The organism is Arsukibacterium sp., from assembly GCF_018402695.1.
Classification (GTDB): domain Bacteria; phylum Pseudomonadota; class Gammaproteobacteria; order Enterobacterales; family Alteromonadaceae; genus Alishewanella.
The window spans coordinates 338338-362698 of sequence record NZ_JAGYIM010000016.1 but is presented as its reverse complement, the minus strand read 5'-3'; the positions used below and the strand labels follow the sequence as shown (position 1 = coordinate 362698).

The 24361-nt window shown below is 51.8% G+C and carries 17 protein-coding genes; 13 read left to right on the top strand and 4 right to left on the bottom strand.

The genetic code is table 11. The annotated features are described in order from the left end of the window. Window positions 1-30: 30 nt before the first annotated feature. The 3 genes from KG631_RS09175 (at window position 31) to KG631_RS09165 (ending at window position 4830) form a co-directional block, all read left to right on the top strand. Window positions 31-1545, top strand: a complete 1515-nt coding sequence (locus KG631_RS09175) for a carboxypeptidase (protein ID WP_213998905.1) — start codon at window positions 31-33, stop codon at window positions 1543-1545. A gap of 80 nt (window positions 1546-1625) precedes the next feature. Next, window positions 1626-2996, top strand: a complete 1371-nt coding sequence (locus KG631_RS09170) for a class II fumarate hydratase (protein WP_213998899.1) — start codon at window positions 1626-1628, stop codon at window positions 2994-2996. Between the two features lie 166 nt (window positions 2997-3162). After that, complete coding sequence (locus KG631_RS09165; protein ID WP_213998894.1) at window positions 3163-4830, top strand: amidohydrolase; 1668 nt, start codon at window positions 3163-3165, stop codon at window positions 4828-4830. Between the two features lie 61 nt (window positions 4831-4891). Here the strand turns inward: KG631_RS09165 and KG631_RS09160 are convergent, their stop codons facing one another. Then, a complete protein-coding gene (locus tag KG631_RS09160; protein ID WP_213998890.1) occupies window positions 4892-5275 on the bottom strand; it encodes an HPF/RaiA family ribosome-associated protein in 384 nt (127 codons plus the stop codon). Window positions 5276-5480: 205 nt separating this feature from the next. Between KG631_RS09160 and KG631_RS09155 the strand changes: the two genes are divergently transcribed. From KG631_RS09155 to KG631_RS09120, 8 genes are all read left to right on the top strand, one after another. Continuing rightward, entirely contained in the window at window positions 5481-6227 is a 747-nt protein-coding gene (locus KG631_RS09155) for an RNA methyltransferase (RefSeq protein WP_213998883.1), read from the top strand. 76 nt (window positions 6228-6303) lie between these two features. After that, window positions 6304-7188, top strand: a complete 885-nt coding sequence (gene cysM / locus KG631_RS09150; protein ID WP_213998875.1) for a cysteine synthase CysM — start codon at window positions 6304-6306, stop codon at window positions 7186-7188. Between the two features lie 145 nt (window positions 7189-7333). Next, window positions 7334-8653, top strand: coding sequence for a porin (locus tag KG631_RS09145; RefSeq protein WP_213998868.1), 1320 nt, complete (start codon window positions 7334-7336; stop codon window positions 8651-8653). Between the two features lie 21 nt (window positions 8654-8674). Continuing rightward, window positions 8675-10306 (top strand): BCCT family transporter, encoded by a 1632-nt coding sequence (locus KG631_RS09140; RefSeq protein ID WP_213998860.1) that lies wholly within the window; start codon window positions 8675-8677, stop codon window positions 10304-10306. An 11-nt stretch (window positions 10307-10317) separates the two neighbouring features. Beyond that, entirely contained in the window at window positions 10318-12165 is a 1848-nt protein-coding gene (locus KG631_RS09135) for a DUF294 nucleotidyltransferase-like domain-containing protein (protein WP_213998853.1), read from the top strand. Between the two features lie 7 nt (window positions 12166-12172). After that, a complete protein-coding gene (locus KG631_RS09130; protein WP_213998844.1) occupies window positions 12173-12913 on the top strand; it encodes a 3'-5' exonuclease in 741 nt (246 codons plus the stop codon). 68 nt (window positions 12914-12981) lie between these two features. Further along, on the top strand, window positions 12982-13491 hold the full coding sequence (locus KG631_RS09125; RefSeq protein ID WP_213998842.1) for a DUF4442 domain-containing protein: 510 nt from the start codon (window positions 12982-12984) through the stop codon (window positions 13489-13491). 160 nt (window positions 13492-13651) lie between these two features. Continuing rightward, the gene (locus tag KG631_RS09120) at window positions 13652-16090 is read left to right on the top strand and encodes a hypothetical protein (RefSeq protein ID WP_213998839.1); all 2439 of its coding nucleotides are present in this window, start codon (window positions 13652-13654) and stop codon (window positions 16088-16090) included. A 50-nt stretch (window positions 16091-16140) separates the two neighbouring features. Here KG631_RS09120 and KG631_RS09115 read toward each other — a convergent pair whose 3' ends face one another. After that, window positions 16141-18168, bottom strand: coding sequence for a PhoX family phosphatase (locus KG631_RS09115; RefSeq protein WP_213998837.1), 2028 nt, complete (start codon window positions 18166-18168; stop codon window positions 16141-16143). Between the two features lie 207 nt (window positions 18169-18375). Between KG631_RS09115 and KG631_RS09110 the strand changes: the two genes are divergently transcribed. Next, window positions 18376-18834 carry a GNAT family N-acetyltransferase gene (locus KG631_RS09110; RefSeq protein WP_213998835.1) on the top strand — a complete coding sequence of 153 codons (459 nt, stop codon included), beginning with the start codon at window positions 18376-18378 and terminating at the stop codon, window positions 18832-18834. 42 nt (window positions 18835-18876) lie between these two features. On the opposite strand, the gene KG631_RS09105 is transcribed toward KG631_RS09110, so the two are convergent. Then, window positions 18877-21294 (bottom strand): TonB-dependent receptor, encoded by a 2418-nt coding sequence (locus KG631_RS09105; RefSeq protein ID WP_213998833.1) that lies wholly within the window; start codon window positions 21292-21294, stop codon window positions 18877-18879. A gap of 224 nt (window positions 21295-21518) precedes the next feature. On the opposite strand from KG631_RS09105, the gene KG631_RS09100 reads away from it, so the two are divergent. Continuing rightward, window positions 21519-23609 (top strand): TonB-dependent siderophore receptor, encoded by a 2091-nt coding sequence (locus tag KG631_RS09100; protein WP_213998824.1) that lies wholly within the window; start codon window positions 21519-21521, stop codon window positions 23607-23609. A gap of 47 nt (window positions 23610-23656) precedes the next feature. Here KG631_RS09100 and KG631_RS09095 read toward each other — a convergent pair whose 3' ends face one another. Then, complete coding sequence (locus KG631_RS09095) at window positions 23657-24361, bottom strand: 2OG-Fe(II) oxygenase (RefSeq protein WP_213998816.1); 705 nt, start codon at window positions 24359-24361, stop codon at window positions 23657-23659.

The window sequence follows — 24361 nt, the reverse complement described above, 5'->3', positions numbered from 1 at the left end:
CCCTGGTAATTCAAACTAAGAGAGCTGTTTATGCTGCGTTTAATCAAAATCAGCGGCCTTTTCGCCGCCCTGCTAATGGCCAGCTGGCACCTGCATGCTGCTGAGCAAGTTCAAATTGACGCTGACTCGGTGGTAACCACCGAACACCGCACCGAAATTAATGGCAAAAGAGTTAACTACAAAGCGCATACCGGTACCCAACCCGTTTGGGACAGTGAGGGTAACCCGACTGCCACCCTGTTTTATACCTATTATCAGCGCACCGATATTAAAGACACGGCAAAACGGCCACTGTTAATTTCATTTAACGGTGGCCCGGGTTCTGCGTCGGTTTGGATGCATGTTGCCTACACCGGCCCTAAAACCCTGAATATTGATGACGAAGGTTACCCTGTGCAGCCATATGGCGTAAAAACCAACCCGCATTCGGTGTTGGACGTAGCCGACATAGTGTTTGTAAACCCGGTTAATACCGGTTATTCACGGGTGCTGCCAGATAAAGATGGCAAAATGCCAAGTAAAGATCAGCAACAGAAAATGTTTTTCGGCACCAACGCCGATGTCAGCTATCTGGCAGAGTGGATTAACAGCTTCGTCAGCCGCTACGAGCGCTGGAGCTCACCGAAGTTTTTAATTGGTGAGAGCTATGGCACCACCCGGGTGTCCGGCCTGGCGCTAGCCTTGCAGAACCAGCAGTGGATGTACTTAAATGGCGTGGTACTGGTATCGCCGACCGATATAGGTATAAGCCGGGACGGCCCGGTAAAAGCCGCTAACCGCTTACCGTATTTTGCTGCGACGGCCTGGTATCATCAGAAGCTTGCCGCCGACTTGCAACAGAAAGACCTGTACGACATTCTGCCCGAAGTCGAAGAATTTACCATTAACCAGTATCTGCCGGCCTTAGCCAAAGGCAATATGATAAGTAGCGAAGAAAAACAGCAGATAGCCGAGCAGGTTAGCCGTTACTCTGGCATCAGCGTGCAAAACGTGCTGCGCTCTAATCTGGATATCAGTACCAGTTATTATTGGAAAGAGCTGTTACGCGACCGCGGCCAGACCGTCGGCCGGCTCGATTCCCGCTATCTGGGACTGGATAAAACCGATGTCGGTGATACGCCGGATTACTGGGCCGAGTTGACCTCCTGGCTGCACTCATTTACGCCGGCCATTAACCACTATCTGCGCACCGAGCTGAACTACAAAACCGATGTTAAATACAATATGTTTGGCCCGGTACACCCATGGGATCGCAGCAACGATAATACCGGCGAAAACCTGCGCCAGGCCATGGCCCAGAACCCATACCTGCAAGTGCTGACCCAGTCGGGCTATTATGACGGTGCCACCAACTATTTTGATGCCAAATACAATATGTGGCAGCTTGATCCGAGCGGCAAAATGAAACACCGGATGAGTTTTAAAGGCTATCGTAGCGGTCATATGATGTATTTACGCGCCGAAGACTTACAGAAATCGAACGACGATTTGCGGGAGTTTATTTTAAATGCGCTGCCAGCTGAGGGGCAGCCGGCAAAGTACTAAGTTTAGCCTGGCTGCCTTGAGAAGCAGCCAAAAGGATACCATGCTATACGTTCAACCCTTACATGGACAAGGAGCCTGCAATGGCAACCCGGATTGAACACGATAGCATGGGTGAACTGCACGTGCCCGCCAACGCGCTGTATCAGGCCCAGACTCAGCGTGCCATAAATAACTTTAAGTTAAGCCCGCTAACCCTGCCGCGGGCTTTTATTCAGGCTATTCTGCAGATCAAAAAAGCCGCCGCTACCGCTAACAGTGAGCTGGGCGAATTAGACCCAGCCATTGCTGGCGCCGTTATTTATGCTGCGGAGCAGCAGCTTGCCAGCACTGATATGGCACAGTACCCGCTGGATGTATTTCAGACCGGCTCGGGTACCAGTACGAATATGAATATCAACGAGGTACTGGCCACCCTGGCCAGTAAGCAGCTGGGTCAGCAGGTGCACCCGAACGATCATGTTAACGCCGGCCAGAGCAGCAATGATGTGATCCCCACTGCTATTCAGCTAAGTAGTGCCCTGGCCATCCATAACCAGCTCATCCCGGCACTGCGGCATATTCAGGGCGTGTTGGTGGTAAAAAGTCAGCAGATTGGCCACATTGTTAAAACCGGCCGCACCCATTTAATGGATGCCATGCCGGTGCGCTTTGAGCAGGTACTGGGTGGCTGGCAAAGTCAGCTGGCCCATGCTGAACAGCTCTTGCAACAGCAACTACCACGTTTACAACAACTGGCTCAAGGTGGCACTGCGGTAGGTACAGGTGTCAACACTCACCCGGAGTTTGCCCGCTGCTTCGCCCGTCACCTGAGTACCGATACCGGCCTGCAGTTAAGCCCCAGCCAGGATTTTTTCTTCAATATCGGCTCGCAGGATGTTGCCGTAGCCTGCTCGGGCGCATTAAAAACCCTGGCGGTTGCTTTGCTGAAAATCAGCAATGATTTGCGCTGGATGAACTCAGGCCCGCTGGCTGGTTTGGCCGAAATAGAACTGGCTGCACTGCAGCCCGGCTCCTCTATTATGCCCGGCAAAGTCAACCCGGTGATCCCGGAGGCCGTCGCCATGCTAAGTGCTCAGGTAATCGGTAATGACACCACCATTACCGTGGCTGGCCAGTCAGGTAATTTTGAACTGAATGTGATGCTGCCGCTTATTGGTTATAACCTGCTGCAAAGTATTGAGCTACTGAGTAATGGCTGTATTGCCCTGGCTGATAAGGCGATCAGCGGCTTTACCGTGAACCAGCCGAATATTGATCACTCGCTGGATAAAAATCCGATTCTGGTAACCGCGCTGAATCCGGTTATTGGTTATGAAAAAGCCGCAGCCATTGCCAAGCAGGCTTATCAGCAACAGCGGCCGGTGCTGGACGTCGCATTGGAACATACGGACTTAACTGAAGAAGAGCTTAAAAAGCTGCTGGACCCTGCCCGGCTTACCCGTAATCAATAGCCAGTTACCCCATACAATTTTTCGAAACCCGGCGGCAGCAACCCTATGCATTGTCTGCCAGCCGGATTTTATCGCAGCACACAGCACAATAGCCGCGCCGGATGTCAAGTCGCTGATATTGCTGCTATAGTCAGCTCCAGCATATTGACAACAAAAAAGGTTATCGATGAAACACTGCAAATTTGCGCTGCTGGCCAGTTTACTGGTCAGTGGCGCAGCATCGGCCGATCCGGTGCTGCTACATAATGTAAAAGGTTATGGCTTTAACACCGACCGTGAATTAGTGACGTTCAGTGCATTAGCATTTGATGACGCCAGCGGTAAAGTGCTGGCTCGCGGTGATGCTGCTGTGCATAAGCAGTTTAGTAACGCCCGTAAACTGGACGGTAAAGGTAAAACCTTATTACCGGGTTTAATTGATGGCCATGGCCATATGCTGGGGCTGGGCGAATATTTAAACCAGGCCGATTTACGGGGCATTGGCAGCGAACAGGCTACCGTGGCAGAAGTCGCCCGCTTTGCGGCCAGTCAGCCGCAGGCACCCTGGGTTGTCGGCCGCGGCTGGAACCAGGTGCTGTGGGACAATAAAGCCTTCCCTGACAAAAGTTTGCTGGATGAGGCTGTTGCCGACCGGCCGGTCTGGCTGGTACGGATAGACGCCCATGCTGGCTGGGCCAACAGCAAAGCACTGGCAGCAGCAGGTATTAACAAAGACACCCTGGACCCGCCTGGCGGCGAAATTATCCGTGATGCTAACGGCAACCCGACCGGCGTATTTATTGATAACGCCATGCAACTGGTGCAGCAAAAAATTCCGGCGCCAACCAGTGATGATAAAACCGCGGCGCTACAGTTGGCATTTGAGCACTTGCTGGCACTGGGTATTACCAGTGTGCACGATGCCGGGGTAGATACCGGCCTGGCCGATATTTATCAGCAACTGGCTGAAACCAATCAGTTGCCGTTGCGTTTATATGCCATGTTATCGGCTAAAGATCCGGAACTGGGCCGCTGGCTGGAGCAGGGAATTGTTGACGATCCCCAAGACTGGCTGGATATCCGCTCGGTGAAAATTTATGGCGACGGCGCCCTGGGCAGCCGTGGTGCCGCGCTGCTGGCCGATTACAGCGACCAGCCGGGCCAGACCGGGTTACTGGTTACCCAACCAGATGCCCTAACCCAGATTATGCAGCTGACGATGGATGCCGGTTTTCAGGCTAATGTCCATGCCATTGGCGACCGGGCGAACCGGCTGGCGTTAGACCGGTTTGAACAACTGGCCACCGCTGAACAGCGACTGGCCGGCCGCCACCGGATAGAACATGCCCAGATTGTATCGCCGAACGATATTCCGCGCTTTAAAACGCTGCATGTACTGCCCTCGATGCAGGCGGTGCATGCTACCTCAGATAAAAATATGGCCGGCGACCGGCTGGGTGTAGCGCGGTTACGCGGCGCCTATGCCTGGCGTAGCTTTATTGACCAGGGCAGTATTATTGTCGGCGGCTCTGACTTTCCGGTAGAACTGGCCAATCCGTTTCATGGCTTACACGCCTCAGTTACCCGCCAGGATCAACAAAATCAACCTGAAGGCGGCTGGCTGCCAGAGCAGCGGCTAACCCTGACTGAGGCATTGCGCTCATTTACCGTCGATGCGGCCTACGGTGCCTTTCAGGAAGATACGCTTGGCACCCTGGCACCAGGCAGCTGGGCTGACTTTATTCTGGTCGATCAGGACATCTTTAATATCGATCCCAGCCAGTTATGGCAGGTATTACCGCAACAAACCTGGGTGCACGGCCAGCAAAAATATAACCGTAACGCACAACAGTAGCAGCAGACAAAAAAACGGCGCCTCCAGCGCCGTTTTTTTTAATTATTAGCAAAAATGCCCGTTACGCCTGCTCAGGCTCTGTAGCTGCAGGCTCTGGTTCAGAGAAATCGGGGCTGCCAGCCCGGGTATGTTTATCGCGCAGCTTGCCAATGGTTGAACTTAACTTACGCTGCAATTTATCTGCGGCACCGGCTACCGCCTGGCCGACCGTCGCGGCATGCTCAGTAATCGCTATCGGCTCCATCCCTTCCGGACGGGCTTCTAATAAGCATCGCTTATCATTGCCGGCGTGCTTGGTATTGCCGTTTTCATCGCTTAAATGCACTTCAATCCGGGTTACGTGGTCGGCAAAGCGGCTTAATTTAGTGTGTAGTGTCTCGCGTACAAATTCTGCCAGCCGCTCGTCGGCCTGAATATTACGGTCACTATTAATTTGAACTTGCATAGACTACTCCTGTTAAATGACACTGGGTCGGGACTGTCTTAACAGACCCTGCCCGCGCCGAATGGTTGCATGCTACTCTTACATATCTGGAGACGTTCAGCGTCACACTCAAGGCCAGCCTTAATAATTTATCGCCGATAAAATCAGACAGCACAGCAAAGTCTGGTTAAAATAGCCGTAATATTCACCGACCAAAGCCAACAGCATGATAAGTATCAAATGGGCCAAGCTGATTAAATCGCTGCACCTGAAAAAGTACCGTAAAGCCGAGCAGTTGTTTTTTGTCGAAGGCGAAAAAGCGGTGCTGGAAGTCTTGGCCTCAGGCTGGACTGTGCCGGCGTTATTTGCCACCGAAGCTTTTATCCAGCAGCACAGCCAGGCGGTGAAAGCTGCTGCGTTACTGCAGCCATGCAGCAGTGACGAACTGGTAAAAAACGGGACTTTTAGTAGCAATGATGCCGCGCTGGCAGTTGTGGCAATGCCGCAGTGGCCGCTATTTAGCGCAACAGAACACAGCTGGACTCTGGTACTGGATAATATTAATGACCCCGGCAACCTGGGCACCATTATCCGGGTCGCCGACTGGTATGGTATCAAGCATATTCTTTGCTCGCCAGATACCGCCGATTGCTACAATCCCAAAGTCATTGCGGCAGCAAAAGGGTCATTTTTGAGAGTGCAAGTGCATTATCTGCCGCTGGCCGACGCATTGGCCCATGCCAGTATGCCGGTATACGGCGCCTATCTGGGCGGCGACAATGTCCATCAGCTTAGATTAAACGAGGCCGGTGGCTATATTGTGCTCGGCAATGAAGCCAACGGCATCAGCAATGAACTTGGCCGGTGCATCAACCGTAAAATCACTATTCCGTCTTTTGGCGGCGCAGAATCGCTGAATGTTGGTATTGCCGCAGCGGTTATCTGCGATAATTTACGCCGGCTTAGCCATTAACAATCAGCCGTTAACAGTGCAGCCGCTTTGCGCTAAACTGGCACTATTATGTTGTTCGTTCACTGGCGGTTTTACCATGACATTTCCTACTATTGAGCACGCAGTTGGCAGCACCCGGCTAGTTAAATTGCAGCGCATGGCGGCGCATACCAACAGTACTGTATTGCTGAAACTGGAAGGCGACAACCCGGCAGGCTCGGTTAAAGACCGGCCGGCGCTGAATATGATAGTGCAGGCTGAACGGCGCGGTACTATTAAGCCAGGTGACAGAATAATCGAAGCCACCAGTGGTAATACCGGCATCGCCCTGGCGATGGCAGCGGCAATTAAAGGCTACGCCATGACATTAATCATGCCCGATAACGCCACTGAAGAGCGCAAAAGCTCGATGCGCGCCTATGGCGCCGAGCTGATTCTGGTGACAAAAGAGCAAGGCATGGAAGGTGCCCGCGATTTAGCCCTGCAAATGCAGGCCGAGGGTTTGGGCATAGTACTGGATCAGTTTAATAACCCGGACAACCCGGCAGCACATTATGCCAGTACCGGACCTGAGATTTGGCAGCAAAGCCAGCAGCAGGTTAGCCATTTTGTCAGTAGCATGGGCACCACCGGCACCATCATGGGGGTGTCGCGCTACTTAAAACAGCAAAACCCGGCGATTCAGATTATTGGCCTGCAGCCGGCCGAAGGCGCCAGTATCCCGGGGATCCGGCGCTGGCCAGAAGCTTACCTGCCAGGTTTTTTTGATAAAAGCCGGGTAGATAGGATTATTGATATCGGCCAGAACGAAGCACTTACAGCTATGCGCCGCCTGGCTAAAGAGGAAGGTATTTTTGCCGGCGTCAGTTCCGGCGGTGCCGTGCATGCCGCCATTCAGCTAGCTGAGCAACACGACAATGCGGTCATAGTGGCCATTATCTGTGACCGTGGCGACCGTTATTTGTCGGCCAATATCTTTTAATTCCAGTCTGCTTTACCCTAAATCATTGTTATTTCGGCGCTGTCTGTTGTAGTAATCCCGGTATCCGGTTTGGTATAACCGGCTAATTAGACTATTCTTATTCCCACTGCGTCACCTGTTTTTCCGCAATTGATAAGGCCCGCTTATGAAAACCCACTGCAGAGTTGCCCTGATCGCTGCTGCTGGATACTTAGTTACGCCAGCATCCTTCGCCGCCACACCTGCCGAAACAGACGAAATTAAACAACAACTCAGCCAGCTAAAAGCACAAATTGCCGCACTGGAAGCCCGGTTGGCAGAGCAAGAAGAAACTCAGGCTGAGCTCAGCAGCCAGCAACAGGCCGAGCGAAGTAGCGAAGAAGCAGAAGAAGTGGCAGCAGAGCAGACCAGCACTGCTGACGAAGAGGGAATTACACTGGGTGGCGCTATCCGCACTAATTACAGCCATACCTCTTACAGTGACGGCAATAAAAACCGGGGCGGCGATTTTGCGCTGGATATATTCCGGCTTAATTTAAACGGCAGTATTGGCGATGTGTTACTTAATGCCGAAATTCGCTTTTTTGATTATATGACCGCCGTTAAATATGCCTATGTTGGCTATCAGCTTACTGATGACTGGCAGGTGCAGGCGGGCATTACCCAGGTACCTTTTGGTAACTGGCCCTATAACTCGCATAACTGGTTTTTCAGCACTAACTATTATATCGGGCTGGAAGATGACCACGATTTAGGTATTTTATTTAAGCGCCAGCTAAGTGACAACTGGCAGCTGGATTTAGGTTTCTTTAAAAACGACGAATTAGGCGGGGTAGATGGCTATGTTGGTAGCCGCGCTGACCGCTACTCATATGACATAGTGGGCGCCCGCCTTTCAGGTGATGGTATCTACGATGATCCGGCGCAGCCGCTGGGTGAGTACAACACCTTAAGTGGTCGCTTTGGCTACCACCTGACTCAAGGTGAGCTGAAAACCGAGCTGGGGGTATCAGCACTGGCCGGTGGCTTGCATAATGGTCAGACCCGGGCCGGTGATTACCACGCCTGGGCAGTGCACAGTAATAGTCACTACCACAACTGGAACCTGCAGCTGCAGTACACCAAGTACCAGTACGATGTCGATGGCGGTGCAGATCGGATGGCTGTGGGTGCCTACGCTTTTTATGATTCGATTGCCGCCGAGGCCACGTCTGCCACAGTAAACCTGGCTTACAGCGTGCCTGTTGAATGGGGCCCGGTAACCGGTTTGCAGTTCTACAACAACTATGGCCTGGTGTACGACAAGTCAGATGGCAGCCGCGACACCATGATGAACATTACCGGCTTCTCTGTGGCAGCAGGCGGTCTGTTTACTTATTTCGATTTAGTTCATGCTAAAAACCAACCCTTTGTCGGTGGCAGCGCCAGTGGCGACAGCAGTGAAACCGAACGGCGTTTCAATATCAATATTGGCTATTATTTCTAAAATAACAACAAGGATATACTAATGACAACTGAAAAGGATCCGATGATCCCGGATGGCAAAGTTAATCCAATCAATACCGATTATCAGGTGGGTCAGGACAACATCGTAGTGAAAGTCGGGCCTTTCGGCCTGGATATTCACAACCGGGTGTTTTTGATCTCCGGCTTGTCCATCATTGTTTTTGTGTTGCTAACGCTAATATTTCATAGCCAGGCGGCAACGGTCTTCAGCGATATGCGCGGCTGGCTTACCAGCAACCTCGACTGGTTTTTTATCAGCGCCGCCAATATTTTTGTGCTGCTGTGTCTGGGGTTAATTGTCTCACCACTAGGTAAGGTACGCCTTGGCGGCACTGAAGCCACCCCGGACTTCAGCTATATTGGCTGGTTTTCGATGTTGTTTGCTGCCGGTATGGGCATTGGCCTGATGTTTTACGGCGTGTCAGAACCCTTGTCGCATTTTAACAGCGCGTTTGCCGGCACCACAGTGGTGGATGGCGTCAGAACCGACTGGGCGCCGCTGGCCGGTGCTGCCGGTGACGCGCTTGCAGCCGAAAGACTGGGGATGGCAGCGACAATTTACCATTGGGCGCTGCACCCGTGGGCCATTTACGCCATTTTAGCGCTGGGTTTAGCGTTATTCTCGTTTAACAAAGGTTTACCGCTGACTATTCGCTCGGTATTTTATCCGCTGCTGGGCGAGCGTGTCTGGGGCTGGCCGGGACATATTATTGATATTCTGGCGGTGTTTGCCACCTTGTTCGGCCTCGCCACCTCGCTTGGCCTGGGCGCCTCGCAGGCCAGCGCGGGTTTGAACTACCTGTTTAACTGGCCAGAGGGGGTGACCACTCAGATCTTGCTGGTTATTGGCATAACCATGATAGCGCTGCTATCTGTTCTGGCAGGCCTGGAGGCCGGGGTAAAACGCTTATCAGAAATTAATATGACCCTGGCAGCATTGTTATTATTGTTCGTGATTATTGTCGGCCCGACTTTAGCGATTTTAACTGGCTTTTTCAGCAATTTAGCCGCCTATTTACAGCATCTCCCGGCACTGGCCAACCCAATTGGCCGGGAGGACGCGAACTTTTCCCAGGGCTGGACGGCCTTTTACTGGGCTTGGTGGATTAGCTGGTCGCCCTTTGTCGGCATGTTTATCGCCCGGGTATCCCGTGGCCGCACCGTTAGGGAATTTTTGATTTCCGTCTTGCTGATCCCTTCATTGGCCTGCGTGTTGTGGATGACTGTTTTTGGCGGCACCGCGATTAGCCAGGTGGTACAAGACAGCTATATGGCCGCAGTTGAAGCCGCCTTGCCATTGCAGTTATTCAGCATGCTGGATGCCCTGCCGCTGGCCGGCATTACCTCCTTTATTGCGATTATTCTGGTGGTGGTGTTCTTTGTCACGTCGTCAGATTCCGGCTCCTTAGTGATTGACACCATAGCTGCCGGCGGTAAGGTCAATGCACCTACACCGCAACGGGTATTCTGGTGTACCTTTGAAGGCCTGGTTGCCATAGCGCTTATTCTGGGTGGCGGTCTGGTGGCATTGCAGGCGATGGCGGTGTCAACCGGTTTCCCGTTTACCCTGGTGCTGCTGGCATCCTGTGTGGCGGTGGTGAAAGGCCTGATGTCTGAACCCCGTGGCAGCTAGGTTCAGCAGCCGTGGAAATTGAGCAGATTGAAATCCTGGAATTCCTGAAACGGCACCCGCCGTTTCAGGAGCTACCTGCTGAGCAACTGCAGCAAGTCGCCATCGGTATTGATATCGGCTATTTTAAAGCCGGCAGTGAAATTCTGCGGTTTAATGAACCGCTTCACGCCCTGCACCTGATCCGCAGCGGCGCAGTGGAAACCTATCGGCGCAATGGCGATTTATACAACCGCCTCAGTGAAGGCGGTTTTTTTGGTGAGCAAGGTTTACTGCGCGGCGGCAAGGTGCGCTTCCCGGCTACTGCCCTGGAAGATACCCTGATTTATTTTATTCCCGATCAGGTGTTTCAGCAGTTGTTTGATGACAATGAGTTTTTTGCAGACTATGTCCAGGTTGGCGACAGTGAACGGCGTAAAACCAGTAAAGCCAGTATCCAGGCCCGGGCCGATTTGCTCGGCGCGACGGTAAGTACCCTGCTAAGCCGGGAACCGGTTACCATCGGCAGCGATGCCAGTGTCTGGCAGGCGGCGCAACTGATGACCGAGCAAAACGTGTCATCGCTGCTAATCCTCGATCCGGAACAACATCTGGCCGGCATTATTACCGATAAAGACATTCGCGCCCGGCTGGTGGCACCGGGGTTAAAATCTGAAACCCCGGTCACTGATATTATGTCGGCCAAACCGGTGACTATTGAGCAACAGCAATACATTTTTGAAGCCATGATGCTGATGCTGCGGCATAACCTGCACCATTTGCCGGTCGTCAGCCAGCAACAAGCGGTTGGCGTGATTGCCATCTCCGATATTATCCGCTTTGAGTCACAAAACAGTCTGTACGTGGTCAGCCGGATTTTCCGCCAGCAAACGGTTACTGACTTACAGGCACTAGTGCCCGATGTGCATGCCTGTTTTGTACGGATGGTAAACGAAGATGCCAATTCACAAATGATTGGCAGCGCTATGGCCGCGATTGGCCGTAGCTTTAAACAACGCTTGCTGGAGCTGGCTGAGGCGGAACTTGGCCCGCCACCGGTACCTTACTGCTTTTTAGCATTGGGCTCGATGGCCCGGGACGAGCAATTAGTGCTAACCGATCAGGACAATGCCTTAGTTCTGGATAATCGTTTTGACCCGGCTCAGCACGATAGCTACTTTCAGCAGCTGGCAGCCTTTGTTTCTGATGGCCTGGCAGCCTGTGGCTACACCTATTGCACCGGTAACGTCATGGCAACTAACCCGCAGTGGCGTCAGCCATTAAAGGTATGGCAGCAGTATTTTCAAAACTGGATAGCGCAGCCCTCCGCTGAGCGCTTGCTGCACAGTTCGATTTTTTTTGATCTTGATGGTGTCTGGGGCCAAACCCAGTGGGCCGAACAACTTCAACAACTGGTCAGCAACCTGGCCCGCAAAAAACCCTTGTTTCTGGCCAGCATGACCCGCAATGCCCTTAGCCGCACCCCGCCACTTGGCTTTTTTAAAGACTTTGTAATGGAGCAGGACGGTAAACAAAACAATGTTTTAAATATTAAACGCCGGGGCACCGCCCCCTTTGTCGATTTAATCAGAGTGCATGCGCTGGCCATCGGTTCCACCGAAAGCAATTCATTCAGCCGCTTACAACAGATCACCGCAGCCAACGTATTACCCAAAGGCCGGGCCGAAGATTTACGTGATGCTTTTGAAGTAATAGCCATGACCCGCATCCGCCAGCAGGCCGCAGCGCTTCGCAGTGGCGAGGAGCCTGATAATAATGTGCTGCCTGAACAGTTGTCAGAGTTTGAACGCAAACATTTAAAAGAAGCATTTCAGGTACTGAGCAATGCCCAGAAATTCCTGAAGTTTCATTTTAAAGCCTGAGGTAAACATGCTGTATCTGGGGCCTGAGCAGGCAGACAACAAGCAGCATAGCAGCAGCACCGACTGGCAGCAGTATTATCTGCAACAGGCGGCTGTGGTTAAGCACCCGTTATTGCAGCAGTTTTATGCCACAGGTATGGTGGCGGGCAGTACCCCCATCAGCCAGGTACCGCTGGTCGCGGTCGATTTTGAAACCACCGGTCTTAGTGCCGAGAGTAACGGTATTGTCAGTATTGGCCTGGTGCCTTTTAATTTGCAACGAATTTTCAGCTCCCGGGCCCGGCAATGGCTGTTAAAACCCCGCTTTGCCCTAAGTGACGACTCCGTTACCGTCCACCGGATCACTCACTCAGAAATAAGCCATGCCCCCGATTTAACTGCCGTGCTACCCGAGCTGTTACCAATGCTAGCCGGTAAAGTCGCCGTGGTGCACTACCGCCAGATTGAACGCAACTTCCTGGCGGCCAGCGTCAACGTGCGGCTGGGCGAGAGTATCTTATTCCCGGTGATTGATACCTTAGAGCTGGAAGCCCGCCTACACCGGGCTAAGCCGCTTAGCTGGTGGGATAAATTACGGAAAAAGCAGCAGGTGTCGATCCGACTCGATGCCAGCCGCAGCCGCTATAAGCTGCCACCGTACCGGCCACATCATGCGGTAACCGATGCCCTGGCCAGTGCTGAATTACTGCAGGCACAAATTTGTCACAGGTTCAGCGCCGCCACCCCGGTTAGTGAGCTATGGTGCTAATACCGTTGCCTTGCAATTGCCCTGCAGCAAAGGCATAGTAGCCAAAACAATCATCAGGTCAGACCACCATGAACCCATCGCCGATAGCAACCAAACCAAATAAGCTGCAACGCATCGTCACTAAGTGTTATCAGCTGCCAAAAGCACTGCAGGCTTTCGCCTTAAGCACGGTTTTCGGCCGGGTCATTAAATTTGCCGGCACCGCCGGGGTGGAAGTACTTGAGCTAAAAGGCGCCCGCTCGGTATTGCGATTAAAAAACCGCAGAAAAGCCCAGAACCATATTGGCTCGGTGCATGCCGCCGCGACAGGTTTACTGGCCGAATCGGCCACCGGCTTTTTAGTTGGTATTCACCTGCCCGACCACAAATTACCGCTGCTAAAACAAATGCAAGTTGACTACATTAAACGCTCAAGCGGTGATTTAACGGCCGTGGCAACCCTGACCGATGACCAGATAGCAGCGATGCATAACGACGATAAAGGTGAAGTAACCGTAGCAGTTACCATTACCGACAGCGCGGGAATTGAGCCGGTGCATGCCCGGATGACCTGGGCCTGGATCCCAAAGAAACGTTAAGCAGATTCATAGCGCTTACCCTGAACATTTAACCCCAGCCCCAGTGAGCTCATATCAATTCTGTATTTTTTTACAGAGAAGTAATATTTGTTGCTTTTTTAGGAAGCCAGGAATAAATTCAGCCACAGAACAATAATATTTACTAATTCAGGGAAGTAAAATGAATCAATTTTTATTGAGCTTTAAGCTGTGCTTGCTGATGTTATCAGTTTTACTGTTAGCTGGCTGCGGCGGCGGAGGTTCTGATTCCGGCTCAACACCACCTACGGTTGCTGACACTACACCAAACACTTTTAATTTCACTGCACAAACTGATATTGCGCCGGAGGCTGTCGTCACCTCCAATAGCATAAGTATCTCCGGGATCAATGCGGCAGCTGGCATAAGCATTCAAAACGGCGAATATTCTATTGATAACGCAGCCTTCACGACAACCGCAGCTACCGTAAATAATGCAGCACAAATCAGGGTGCGTCACCAGGCTGCATCGCAATTTGCGACCAGTCGTACCACAACGCTGACTGTGGGTGGGGTTAGTGCCAGTTTTGTTAGTACTACCCGCAATCCACCCTCAACCGGCACAGATGTTCCTCCACAAGCCGCAATTGTTTTTCCCTGGGCACAATCTAAAACTTCAGCGGGCACCATTGCAGTTCGCGGTACGGCAAGCAGCACCAATGGTATCAGCACCCTTAGTGTCAATGGCGTTGCCGCGATTATTCAACCGGTAGCTGTAGCGGCATCACAAGCGTTGGTGCTTAGTGGAAATGGTCAACTTGATGATGACGACAGCGAGCAATATGAATGGACGGCAAATGTTGAGGTAGATCCATATACCAATACCGATTTGATAGTGTCAGTGGCGGATCTATCAGGTAACCAGGATGACGGCGCTGCAGCAGCGCAAACTAATACCCTACAAGCGCCCCGCTATTTTGATTTTGATGAGGGCAACAACAGGCTGATTGGTATGATGGACAACCGGGACCTGGTTGCTATTGATTTGACGGATTTAAGTTATGACGTGTTGGCAGTTGTTGATGAAGCGACTCAGTTCAGCCTTGACCCAACTTCGGGCCGGCTGCTTTACAGCAGTTTCTCCGGTAACACATTGTCTCTTTCTTCATTGGCACTTAGCAACGGTGAAGTCAGCACTGTCCAAACATATGAACCAGAACTGGCTGAGGATACTCAGGTTACCAGCGTGCTTACTCAGCTGGATCTGACCAACCAACGGGTGTATATATTATTACGGCTGATTGAAGCTGATACGACTTCTGCCACGGACAGGTTATATCAACTCAATCTGGTTGATAATAGTATTACGCTACTCTCGCAAAGCACGTTGCAAGATCAGCCGTTCTTACCGATGTTTGAAATGCTGTTGCATGGCGAACGCTTGTTTGCTACATCACAGGACGAGCAGCTAATCGAAATTAATACCACCGACGGTCAACGCACATCTTTGCTTCAGCTGAATAATATACCCATGGCTTTAGCTGGGGGGCAAACTGCAAGTCAATTGTATGTGGCCGGTTTAAATGGCATGGTCAAGGTAGATCTTAGCCTGATGGAGGCATCTATGCTATCAGCCGAAACCCCGGCATCGCAGTTTCCTACCTCTCAGATCAGCGATGCCCTTCTGCTAAACGAACAAACCCTGCTGGTGGCAGACTCCAGCTTTGAGCTGGTTATGCAAATTGACACCCTTAATGGCGAGCGTTCGGGTCTGTTAAGTTCAGGTATTGGCGCAGGACGCCCTTTGCTGTCTCCGCAATATCTTACGTTTGCGGATAACACTACTACGTTGTACGTACTGGATGATGGCCAGAACGCGGCAGAATCCTTATTTGCCGTCGATTTAACCTCTGGAGACCGGGTTCAGCATAGTGCGATTGACCGCCCCCTTAATAGCTACCCAAGTGGCTTGTTTTATTACGCCAGCAACAATGCCCTGCTGGTAGGATTCAATGATGCCATCTGGTCTGCGTCGTTGGAAGATGGCAGCCTGAGCGTGATAAGCGATGCCAGCACCGGCAATGGTCCTAATATAGGCACGTTGGAGGGAGGTGATTTAGACAGTGCTACCAGCATTTTATACATGGCTCAGTATGTTCTGGAAAATGCAATTTTGCGTATTGATGTTGCAACGGGAGACCGCAGCTTGCTGGAGTTTGACGGTAGCGCTGGCCCAGCAGCTGTTATCAGTGGCCTGAAAGATATTGCACTGGATAAAGAAAATAATCAGTTATTTTTAGCCAGTCAGGGCCAAAGTGCAATTTACCAGCTTGACCTCGGCACAATGGAAACCGTGCTTTTGACCGATCAATGCCATAATCAAAACGCGCAAAACATCCTGGACGTTAGTGTTTCTGGCATTCAGAAAATTCGTTTCGATGCCGACAACCAGCGTTTGCTGATTTTGGCCAGTCAATTAGCGAGCTACGATCTTGTGACAAAGTCGTGTCATATAATTGGCCAGAGTAATGAATATTATAATGTGCTACCGCTTGAAAACGGTACCTTTCTGAGTATTAGTCAAGGGGCGTTAAAGCACTTTGACCCAACAAGCCAGAAACAAGTAATTATTTCCAAGTAATATGTATGGCCGGCAGAACATACTGCCGGCCATCGCTTGCTAAGGCTGAGTTAACTGCCAATTACCCCACCGTCGTCTTTGGTAATTACCACTGTTGCCGAACGGGGCCGGTTACTGCCGCCATCTGGCCAATGACTGGTAAAGTCGGTAGGCGTGGAACGATCGCCGGGGTGCTGAATATTGACAAACAGGGTTTTCATATCCGGCGTGGCACTGATCCCGGTCACTTCGCAATCATGGGGCCCGACTAAAAAGCGCTTCATCTGCCGGGTGACCGGGTCGGCGACCAGCATTTGGTTGTTGCCAAAAGGACCTTCGCCTTGCTGACTGCCACTCATGTCGGTTTGGATCCAGAGTAAACCGTTTTTATCAAACCATAAGCCATCCGGACTGGCCAGATGATTGTCTGCCGTTAAGGTAAGCTCAGTGTCCGGCGTTTCGGTACCCACATCACCGGCCAGCAGGAAGATATCCCAGTCAAACGCCTGTGCCTCCTGGGTGTCACGTTCGTGCCAGCGAATAATATGGCCAGTAGCATTGGCCGCGCGCGGGTTAGCGGCATCGGTTTGCTGCTCGGTACGGGCAGTATTGTTAGTTAGGGTAAAATACACCTCACCGGTGTCAGGATGTACCGCACCCCACTCCGGCCGGTCCATCTTGGTTGCCCCGGCTACATCAGCCGCCAGCCGGGTATTTAGCAATATGTCAGCCTGATCGGCAAACTCAACACCAGCGGCAGTGGCTTTTGCCATAAAATCGCTGTTGTTAATATCCAGCGGTAACCAGTCGCCACTGCCATCGTCATTAAAACGGGCCACGTACAAAGTGCCTTCGTTCAGCAAATGGCCACCAGCGGTGTTCTGAAAATAAGGCGCTGCAGAGACAAATTTATAAATGTACTCAAAACGGGCATCGTCGCCGGAATACAGCACCAGCGGCTTACCCTCTTCTAACTTTCCAAAAATAATGCCTTCATGGCCGAAACGCCCCAGTGCCGTGCGCTTTTGTGGCACGCTATCCGGGTTAAAGGGGTCAATTTCAACTATCCAGCCAAAGGTATTGGGCTCGTTGCGGTAATCATCGCTGGCCGCCTCACCGCTGCTGCTGGCATTAAAGCGCTGATATTGTTCAGCCGCTGGTGTCGCGGTTTCCCATAAATAACGGCCGTTGCTGGCCGACACGCCATAGCGCCGGTGCTCACGTGGTGGTTCTGCATCGGTGTTAACAAAGTAGCCTGCCCAGTTTTCTTCGCAGGTTAAGTAGGTGCCCCAGGGCGTAAAGCCATTGCCACAGTTGTTCAGGGTACCGCGGGTCCGGCTGCCATCCGGGCTGTATTTCGTAACGACTTTACTGCTGCCGCGCACCGGGCCGGCCAGTTCCATTGGTGTCGCACCGGTGATTCGGCGGTTAAACGGGCTGTTGTTTACCAACTGCCAGCTACCGTCTGTTTGCTGCTGAATATGGGCCACCGATACGCCATGCGCAGCAATCTCTTTGCGCACTTGATCGGCAATACGCGGCACGGTATCAATACCGTTAGGATGAATTAACTTATGGTCGATATACTCATGGTTAAATACCAGCAAGCCTTCCGTCGAACTACTGCCGCTGTTACGGGTGTCAATCGGGAAAAAGTGCATACCGTCATGGTGCATGCCCACTTGCTGTTCCTGCTCGCTACCACTATTACTGGCATCAGTTAAATAAGCCGGATAATCTGCGGTTAGCGGCGTGCCCCAGGGCAGCAGTACACTGGCGCTGTAACCTTCAGGTACAACTACAGTATCTGCCCGGCCTGCCGCCACTGCAGCAAAGCCCAGTAACGGCGCTTCAGCTACCGGCGGCACGACCGGCGCCGGATCCGGCTCGCTGTCACTGCTACTGCAGGCGGTCAGCGAGCTGCCAATAATGGCAGCAACCGCTGCGCCAACACTGCCTTTTAAAAAGCGGCGGCGGGCCATCCGGCTTTGTACTATAGCGGCAAAGGTCGGGTTTACCGAAAAGTTGGTTTGCGGGTCGATGCCCGAGTTATCGATACTGACCTGGGTATAGCTGGTATTGTTTGTTTTGTCTGACATTATTTTTACTCCGGTCTGAAGCGGATGATTAGGCCGCACTATTAAACCGGCCGTACATGGCAAAACCGTTACAATAAAATAGCATTTTTGTGATACCTGCCTGCTGCCAGCGTATTTAGCAGCATGCTGGCCACTGGCGCAGCAAGGGCTGCCTCTGATATAGTTCAGAAAGAGTGCGTTAGCGCAGTAAATCAGGGAAATTACTTTATGCAATGGCAAGTACAGACTTTTGCCGAACTGGACACTTTAACGCTTTACTCCATGCTGCAGTTACGGGTAGACGTGTTCGTTGTAGAACAAAATTGCCCTTATCCGGAGTTGGACGATAAGGACCTGCACCCACAAACACGGCATATTATTTTAAAAAAGGGCGATAAAGTTATCGCCTATTCCAGGGTATTAGCCCCGGATGTCAGCTTCCCCGGCTTTCCGGGTATTGGCAGGGTGTGTGTATCGCAAACAGCGCGCCGGCTGGGGCTGGGCCGGGTTCTGATGGACAAAACCTTAAATGTTGCTGAACAATTCTGGCCGGATATGGACATTCATATCTCCGCCCAGTGCTATCTGCAGCAGTTTTATCAGGAATCGGGCTTTGAAAGCGCCAGTGAGCCTTATCTGGAAGACGATATTCCGCATCTGAAAATGATTAAGCGGGTGCCGCAGTAGCGATGCCGCACAATGTACGGCATCGCTGACTGAGCGGGCAAATCAGAACCGCACGTTTACACCCAGCCAGAGGTTACGGGCCTTGTCTTTATTGTTGTAATCATCAACAAAGCTGGCAGCGTAACCATTCTCACCGTTGGCATCCAACACACAGCTACTGGCCGTTTCACTGCAGGCCGTAAACGCAATATCATAGGTGGTGAAATCCCGGTCAAACAGGTTATTGATCCGGGCATTAAAGGTTACCGATTCGCTGGCCTGATATGACGCGCCCAAATGAAACACATTGTAGGCTTTATAATATAATGCCTGATCACGAGTGACATCCCATGACCGGTAGCGCCGGGTACGGTACTCCGAGGTCAGAAACACACTGAGGGCCTCGGTAGCGTCCCAGGCCAGGGTCAGGTTAGCCATATGTTTGGCACTACTGCCCAGGGGCCGGCCTTTGTTAACGCCACTTTTTTGTTCACTATCAGTGTAGGTATAGTTTGCCCGCAGCACCAGGCTGTCAGTCGCCTGCCAGCGACCGGCCAGCTCCGCGCCCTGAATAGTCACCTTATCTATGTTGACGGTTTTGCTGCTGGTGGCATAACCCAGTTCGGCATATTCACCGGTGGCGGCACATTCAATATTGGTGCCGGTGCCGCAAGGTTGCGAGGCAATTTTGTCGTCGAAATCGTTTTTAAACAGTGTGGCGTTAAAACTGTGGCCGTTCTCATGCTGCCAGTAAGCAGCAAGTTCGGTGGAGACACTGGTTTCAGCAGTTAAATCGGGATTACCAAAAAAGGGTGAAGTACCCTGGCCGCCAAAGCCAATAACACCGTTATAAAGCTGAGTCGTTTTAGGTGTTTTGTAACCGGTACTGACCCCGCCTTTAATCGTCCAGCTGGCGTTTACCGTGTACACGCTATAGAGCCGCGGGCTAAGCTGGTTACCAAAAACCTGATGGTCGTCATGCCGCAACCCGGCGGTGACAGAAAATGATGGCGTAGCATCCCAGCTATCTTCAGCAAATACCGACCACATGTTGTGCTGCTGCACTGCCCCCGGATTACCGCTTTCCATGCCAAAGACACCATCTTCCAGTTCACCGCGGATCAGCTGAGCACCCACTACTGCAATATGATGGCCGGCCAGCTCAAACGGTATATCCAGCTTGGCATCCAGCGTATACTGGTTGCTCGCCATTACCCGTTTTGCCCGCGGCAAAAATGTCGCTTCGGCTAAGTCTTTGCGATCAGCTTCACTGATATCAGCATAAACACCGGTGCCATCGTACATCGCCAGCAACAGTTCCCGCTCACTGGTGGTAAACGGTAGGGTACGGCCATGATTCTGAGTGTCAACATAAGATAACGAGACAAAGCTGTTGCCAAAGTCCCATTTCCCTTCATGGGTTAAAGACCAGGTATCGCGGCTGAATTCCTGGGTTGGGCTGTAGCCAATACGGGGGTTGGCACGCCGGGCCCACTGGCCGCCATCATCAATACAGGCCTGCTCATTCCGGCCCACGCCTCCCTGACAGTAATTAGCCACAGCCCAGACACTGTCAATATTATCTACGGTGCCGACCGGGTACTGCTTATTACCGTCATCATTAATAACCGGTGTGTTGTCGTATTGTTGGGTTGAGGTTTCTATATCAAACCAGATACTCTGATTGCTGGCCGGGGTCCAGCTTAAGCGGCCACCGAATACCTCATTTTCATTGTCAACCGTTTTACCACCACTACCAAAACCGAGTGAGCGGTTACGCACTTCACCATTCGGGTACTCGATTGGGGCATATTGCGGCGTTGATGCCATCCGGTTATAAAAACTACCCCGCAGCGCCATACCCAACACGCCCGGGATCAGCGGACCCATGACGTTAAAGTCGGTTGTTACGTCGTCACCAAAACTATCGTCCGTCTGTACGGTACGGCTATGACTGACCGATCCCATCCAGTTCGCAGTGACTTTTTTGGTGATAATATTAATAACCCCTCCCAACGCATCTGCGCCATACAGGGTGGACGCCGGGCCGCGGATAACTTCAATCCGGTCTACCGCATCCAACGGTGGAATATGGCCAAATTGGTTGCCGCCAAAGTTGTTCGGGTAAATATCGCCATGGTTGTTCTGGCGCTTACCATCAACCAGAATAAGCGTATAGTCGGAGCCCATGCCACGCATACTAATGCTGCCCTGACCGGTTTTATCCCGGGTTTCGCCGATATCGACCCCTTCCAGATCCCGCACCGCGTCCAGCAAAGTGGTATAAGGCCGTTTTGTCAGCTCTTCCTGGGTAATCACGGAAATACTGGCCGGCGCATCTACCAGTTTTTGTTCGAAACCGGACGCCGTGACCACGATAACTTCCATATTGTAATCCGGTGCAGCCGCCGTTGCTCCGGCAGGGGGTAACACAAACGCGGCCGTTATTGCAGAGACCAGGACCGAGGGACGAAATAACATTTTAACTCCTTGTGACAATAGTAAAACCATTGCTAAATGTAAGAAAGGCCGTTAATGATAATTATTCTCAACAACATGTCAACACAAATGATAACTATTATTATTTAAGGAGAGGTCCTGTTTGCCCCACTTACAAAAACGCAAGCCGAATGAGATTGATTCGTATTTTTAGCTGTGTTCTAATTGCGGCCGTTATAATTTGTCTATTGTCTAAGGGAGTTACTATGCGAACTGTTTTCCAGACTAAAGTGTCGCGCCTGTCACTGGCGGTGGCGCTGGCCACTGTCTCATTAGGTGCTGCAGCGCAGCAGCAGATTGCTAATGCAGAAAGCAACGTTGAACGCAAAAAAATAATGCCTGCGTTAGAAGTTATCCGGGTAGTTGGCACAGCTAGTCCGGTATTACTGGACCAGACCGGTACTGTTGTTGTTATTGACCGTGAGCAAATTGAACAAATTCAGCCCCTGTCTACCGAAGATATTCTGCGTCGTATACCGGGTATTAATATTAAAAGTGAAGAAGAAACGTCAATTGTTTCTAACTTCGGCATGCGTGGTTTGTCAGCCAGCGAATCGAAATCACTGATGCTGGAAGATGGTGTACCGGTTGCACCCGGTTTATTTGTCGGTAATGATCGTTACTTCAACCCGCGGATCCAGCGGGTTGAGCAGGTAGAAGTGTTAAAAGGCTCGGCCTCATTGCGTTATGGCCCATCGACCATCGGTGGCGTGGTCAACTACCAGACCAAAACACCGGACGATGGCGTCACCGTTACTGGCCGTGCCGGTTCGTTTAATATGCAGGAAGTCAACGTAGAAGCCGGTGGCAAAACAGCGTCAGGCGACGCCTTTGCCGGTATTGTTGCGACCCATGCCACCAGCGATGGCTTTATGGACAAAGATTACGAAATGACCGACGTAATGGCCAAGGCCGGGGTTATTTTCAGCAATGATCAGAAACTGGGTATTAAAGTGTCGCGCTATGAAAACGATGCAAATATTTCATACCGCGGTTTATTGTTGGCTGACTATCAGGCGGGCGCCGATTATAACCCGGCACCGGATGACTATTTCCTGACGGACCGTACTGCTTTTGATATTAACCACGAGTGGACGCTTTCCAGCCAGGCAACCCTGAAAACCCTGTTGTACTGGAGCGAGATGAGCCGCGATTACTGGCGCTACAATGTCGATACCGCCGCGTCAAACGAGGCAGGCCGCTGGGTCTATACTGATGATTTAACCGGCAACAACCGTTCATTTGACCGGGTAGGCATAGAAACCCGCCTAACGCTGGACCACAACCTGGCAGGCATGGCAGCTAACAGTGAATTTGGCCTGCGCCTGATGCAGGAAGAAGCGAATGACACTCGGATCCGGGCTGTACGCAGCGCTGATCGCACCGGTACCAACGATCGCCACCGGATAGATTACGCAGACAGTGTGGCTGCGTACGCGCAGAGCCGGATTGAACTGAGTGACCAGTTTGCCGTAACCCCAGGTTTGCGGGTTGAATCTTACGAGCAAACCCGGTTGGTGCTCACCAGCGACAATGCTACTGCCAAAACCAGCAATACCGAAGTGTTACCGGGTATTGGCGCTACCTATAACCTGAACGACTCTGCTCAGGTATATGGTGGTGTATACCGTGCATTCTCCCCCGCCTCAAACGGCGTGGCGCTGGATGGCCTGACCGACCAACAGTTAGACGGCGAACGCTCGACCAATGTTGAGCTGGGATTACGCGGCAAACAAGGCGCAGTAAGCTATGAAGTTGCCGCTTTTATGATGGATTTCAGCAATCAGGTGGTTACCGGTAACAGCGACCCGAACCTGTCACAATCTAATGGTGGTAAAACTGAACACCGCGGTATGGAGTTCTTACTAGGTTACGAGCTGGGCGCCGGTTTCAGTATCGACAGCAACGCCACCTGGGTGCCGACCTCCGAGTTTAAAAGCGGTGACAACCAGGGCAATCGGCTACCTTACGCGCCGAAAATCATCGCCAATCTGGCATTGAATTACCAGGTAGAGCAGTTAAGTGCGGCGCTGACTGCCCACCATCGTGGTGAGCAATATGGTGACCCGACCAACCTGGAGGCTATTCCAACCAATGCCGCCGGTGGTATCTGGGGCGGCCTGATGCCATCTTACACGGTGCTGGATTTAACCGCGCAGTATAACCTGGCACAAAACGTGCGGCTATTTGGTGCTGTAAAAAACCTGACCGACAAGCGGTATATTACCGGACTGCGCCAGGGTATCTACGTCGGCCCGGAACGCTCGTTTGAACTGGGCGTCAGCTACAGTTTCTAATTAGATGTTGCTACAAAAAAGCCCCTGTCATCAGGGGCTTTTTTTATTCAGCTTTGCGGCTGGCCATACAGTTGCTCGGCGCGGTTAAATAAAATCCAGCTGGTCAGAATATATTTATCATTTGATACCGGCGTGCAGCCGCGGTGGGTGTGGGTAAAGTAGGCCGGCGCTATGACCATCCTGCCGGCTTTCGGGCTGATGGCTTTATTCTGGTAGAAAAATTCGGTCTGACCGCCCTCTGCCACGTCATTTAAATAAAACATAAATAACAAAGTGCGGTGCAGTGGCTCATTGTGTGGTAACTGCGGGTACACCTCACAATGCCAGTAATTGTAATTACCTTTACCCGCCTGATATTTTTGTGCCTGAATTGGCCCTAACCGGTACAGGGTGCGCATAAAATCACCCGCTTTTGGCGCACCGAATTCAGCATAATTTTCATGGGTAATCGCCAGTGGCTGGCCAGTGTCCGGGTGGCTAACCGTTAAACCAACGGGCGCGATCAGCGCAAAGTGATATTTGGCAAAGTACTCAGCAGCAAACTTGCTGGTGGCATCGATAATCTGCTGCATCGCTGCCTGGTATTCCGGGTGCTGATTTAAATATAAATCGGTACTGATTTTTTTGCTGGTGTCGACGCCGGCGCCGGTGCGGCCAGGTACCCGATGCGGGCTGTTATCAAAAAGCCTGATTAGCTGTTGGCAAAAGTCCGGGCTTAACGCATTATCGTACACCTCTATAAAATCTGTCAT

Bases quoted from the DNA above. Each gene is read 5' to 3' on its own strand.
- KG631_RS09100 (WP_213998824.1), top strand. From the start codon at position 21,519: ATGCGAACTGTTTTCCAGACTAAAGTGTCGCGCCTGTCACTGGCGGTG.
- KG631_RS09170 (WP_213998899.1), top strand. From the start codon at position 1,626: ATGGCAACCCGGATTGAACACGATAGCATGGGTGAACTGCACGTGCCC.
- KG631_RS09145 (WP_213998868.1), top strand. From the start codon at position 7,334: ATGAAAACCCACTGCAGAGTTGCCCTGATCGCTGCTGCTGGATACTTA.
- KG631_RS09160 (WP_213998890.1), bottom strand. From the start codon at position 5,275: ATGCAAGTTCAAATTAATAGTGACCGTAATATTCAGGCCGACGAGCGG.
- KG631_RS09095 (WP_213998816.1), bottom strand. From the start codon at position 24,361: ATGACAGATTTTATAGAGGTGTACGATAATGCGTTAAGCCCGGACTTT.
- KG631_RS09175 (WP_213998905.1), top strand. From the start codon at position 31: ATGCTGCGTTTAATCAAAATCAGCGGCCTTTTCGCCGCCCTGCTAATG.
- KG631_RS09115 (WP_213998837.1), bottom strand. From the start codon at position 18,168: ATGTCAGACAAAACAAACAATACCAGCTATACCCAGGTCAGTATCGAT.
- KG631_RS09165 (WP_213998894.1), top strand. From the start codon at position 3,163: ATGAAACACTGCAAATTTGCGCTGCTGGCCAGTTTACTGGTCAGTGGC.
- KG631_RS09130 (WP_213998844.1), top strand. From the start codon at position 12,173: ATGCTGTATCTGGGGCCTGAGCAGGCAGACAACAAGCAGCATAGCAGC.
- KG631_RS09120 (WP_213998839.1), top strand. From the start codon at position 13,652: ATGAATCAATTTTTATTGAGCTTTAAGCTGTGCTTGCTGATGTTATCA.
- KG631_RS09105 (WP_213998833.1), bottom strand. From the start codon at position 21,294: ATGTTATTTCGTCCCTCGGTCCTGGTCTCTGCAATAACGGCCGCGTTT.
- KG631_RS09140 (WP_213998860.1), top strand. From the start codon at position 8,675: ATGACAACTGAAAAGGATCCGATGATCCCGGATGGCAAAGTTAATCCA.
- KG631_RS09110 (WP_213998835.1), top strand. From the start codon at position 18,376: ATGCAATGGCAAGTACAGACTTTTGCCGAACTGGACACTTTAACGCTT.
- KG631_RS09155 (WP_213998883.1), top strand. From the start codon at position 5,481: ATGATAAGTATCAAATGGGCCAAGCTGATTAAATCGCTGCACCTGAAA.
- cysM (WP_213998875.1), top strand. From the start codon at position 6,304: ATGACATTTCCTACTATTGAGCACGCAGTTGGCAGCACCCGGCTAGTT.
- KG631_RS09125 (WP_213998842.1), top strand. From the start codon at position 12,982: ATGAACCCATCGCCGATAGCAACCAAACCAAATAAGCTGCAACGCATC.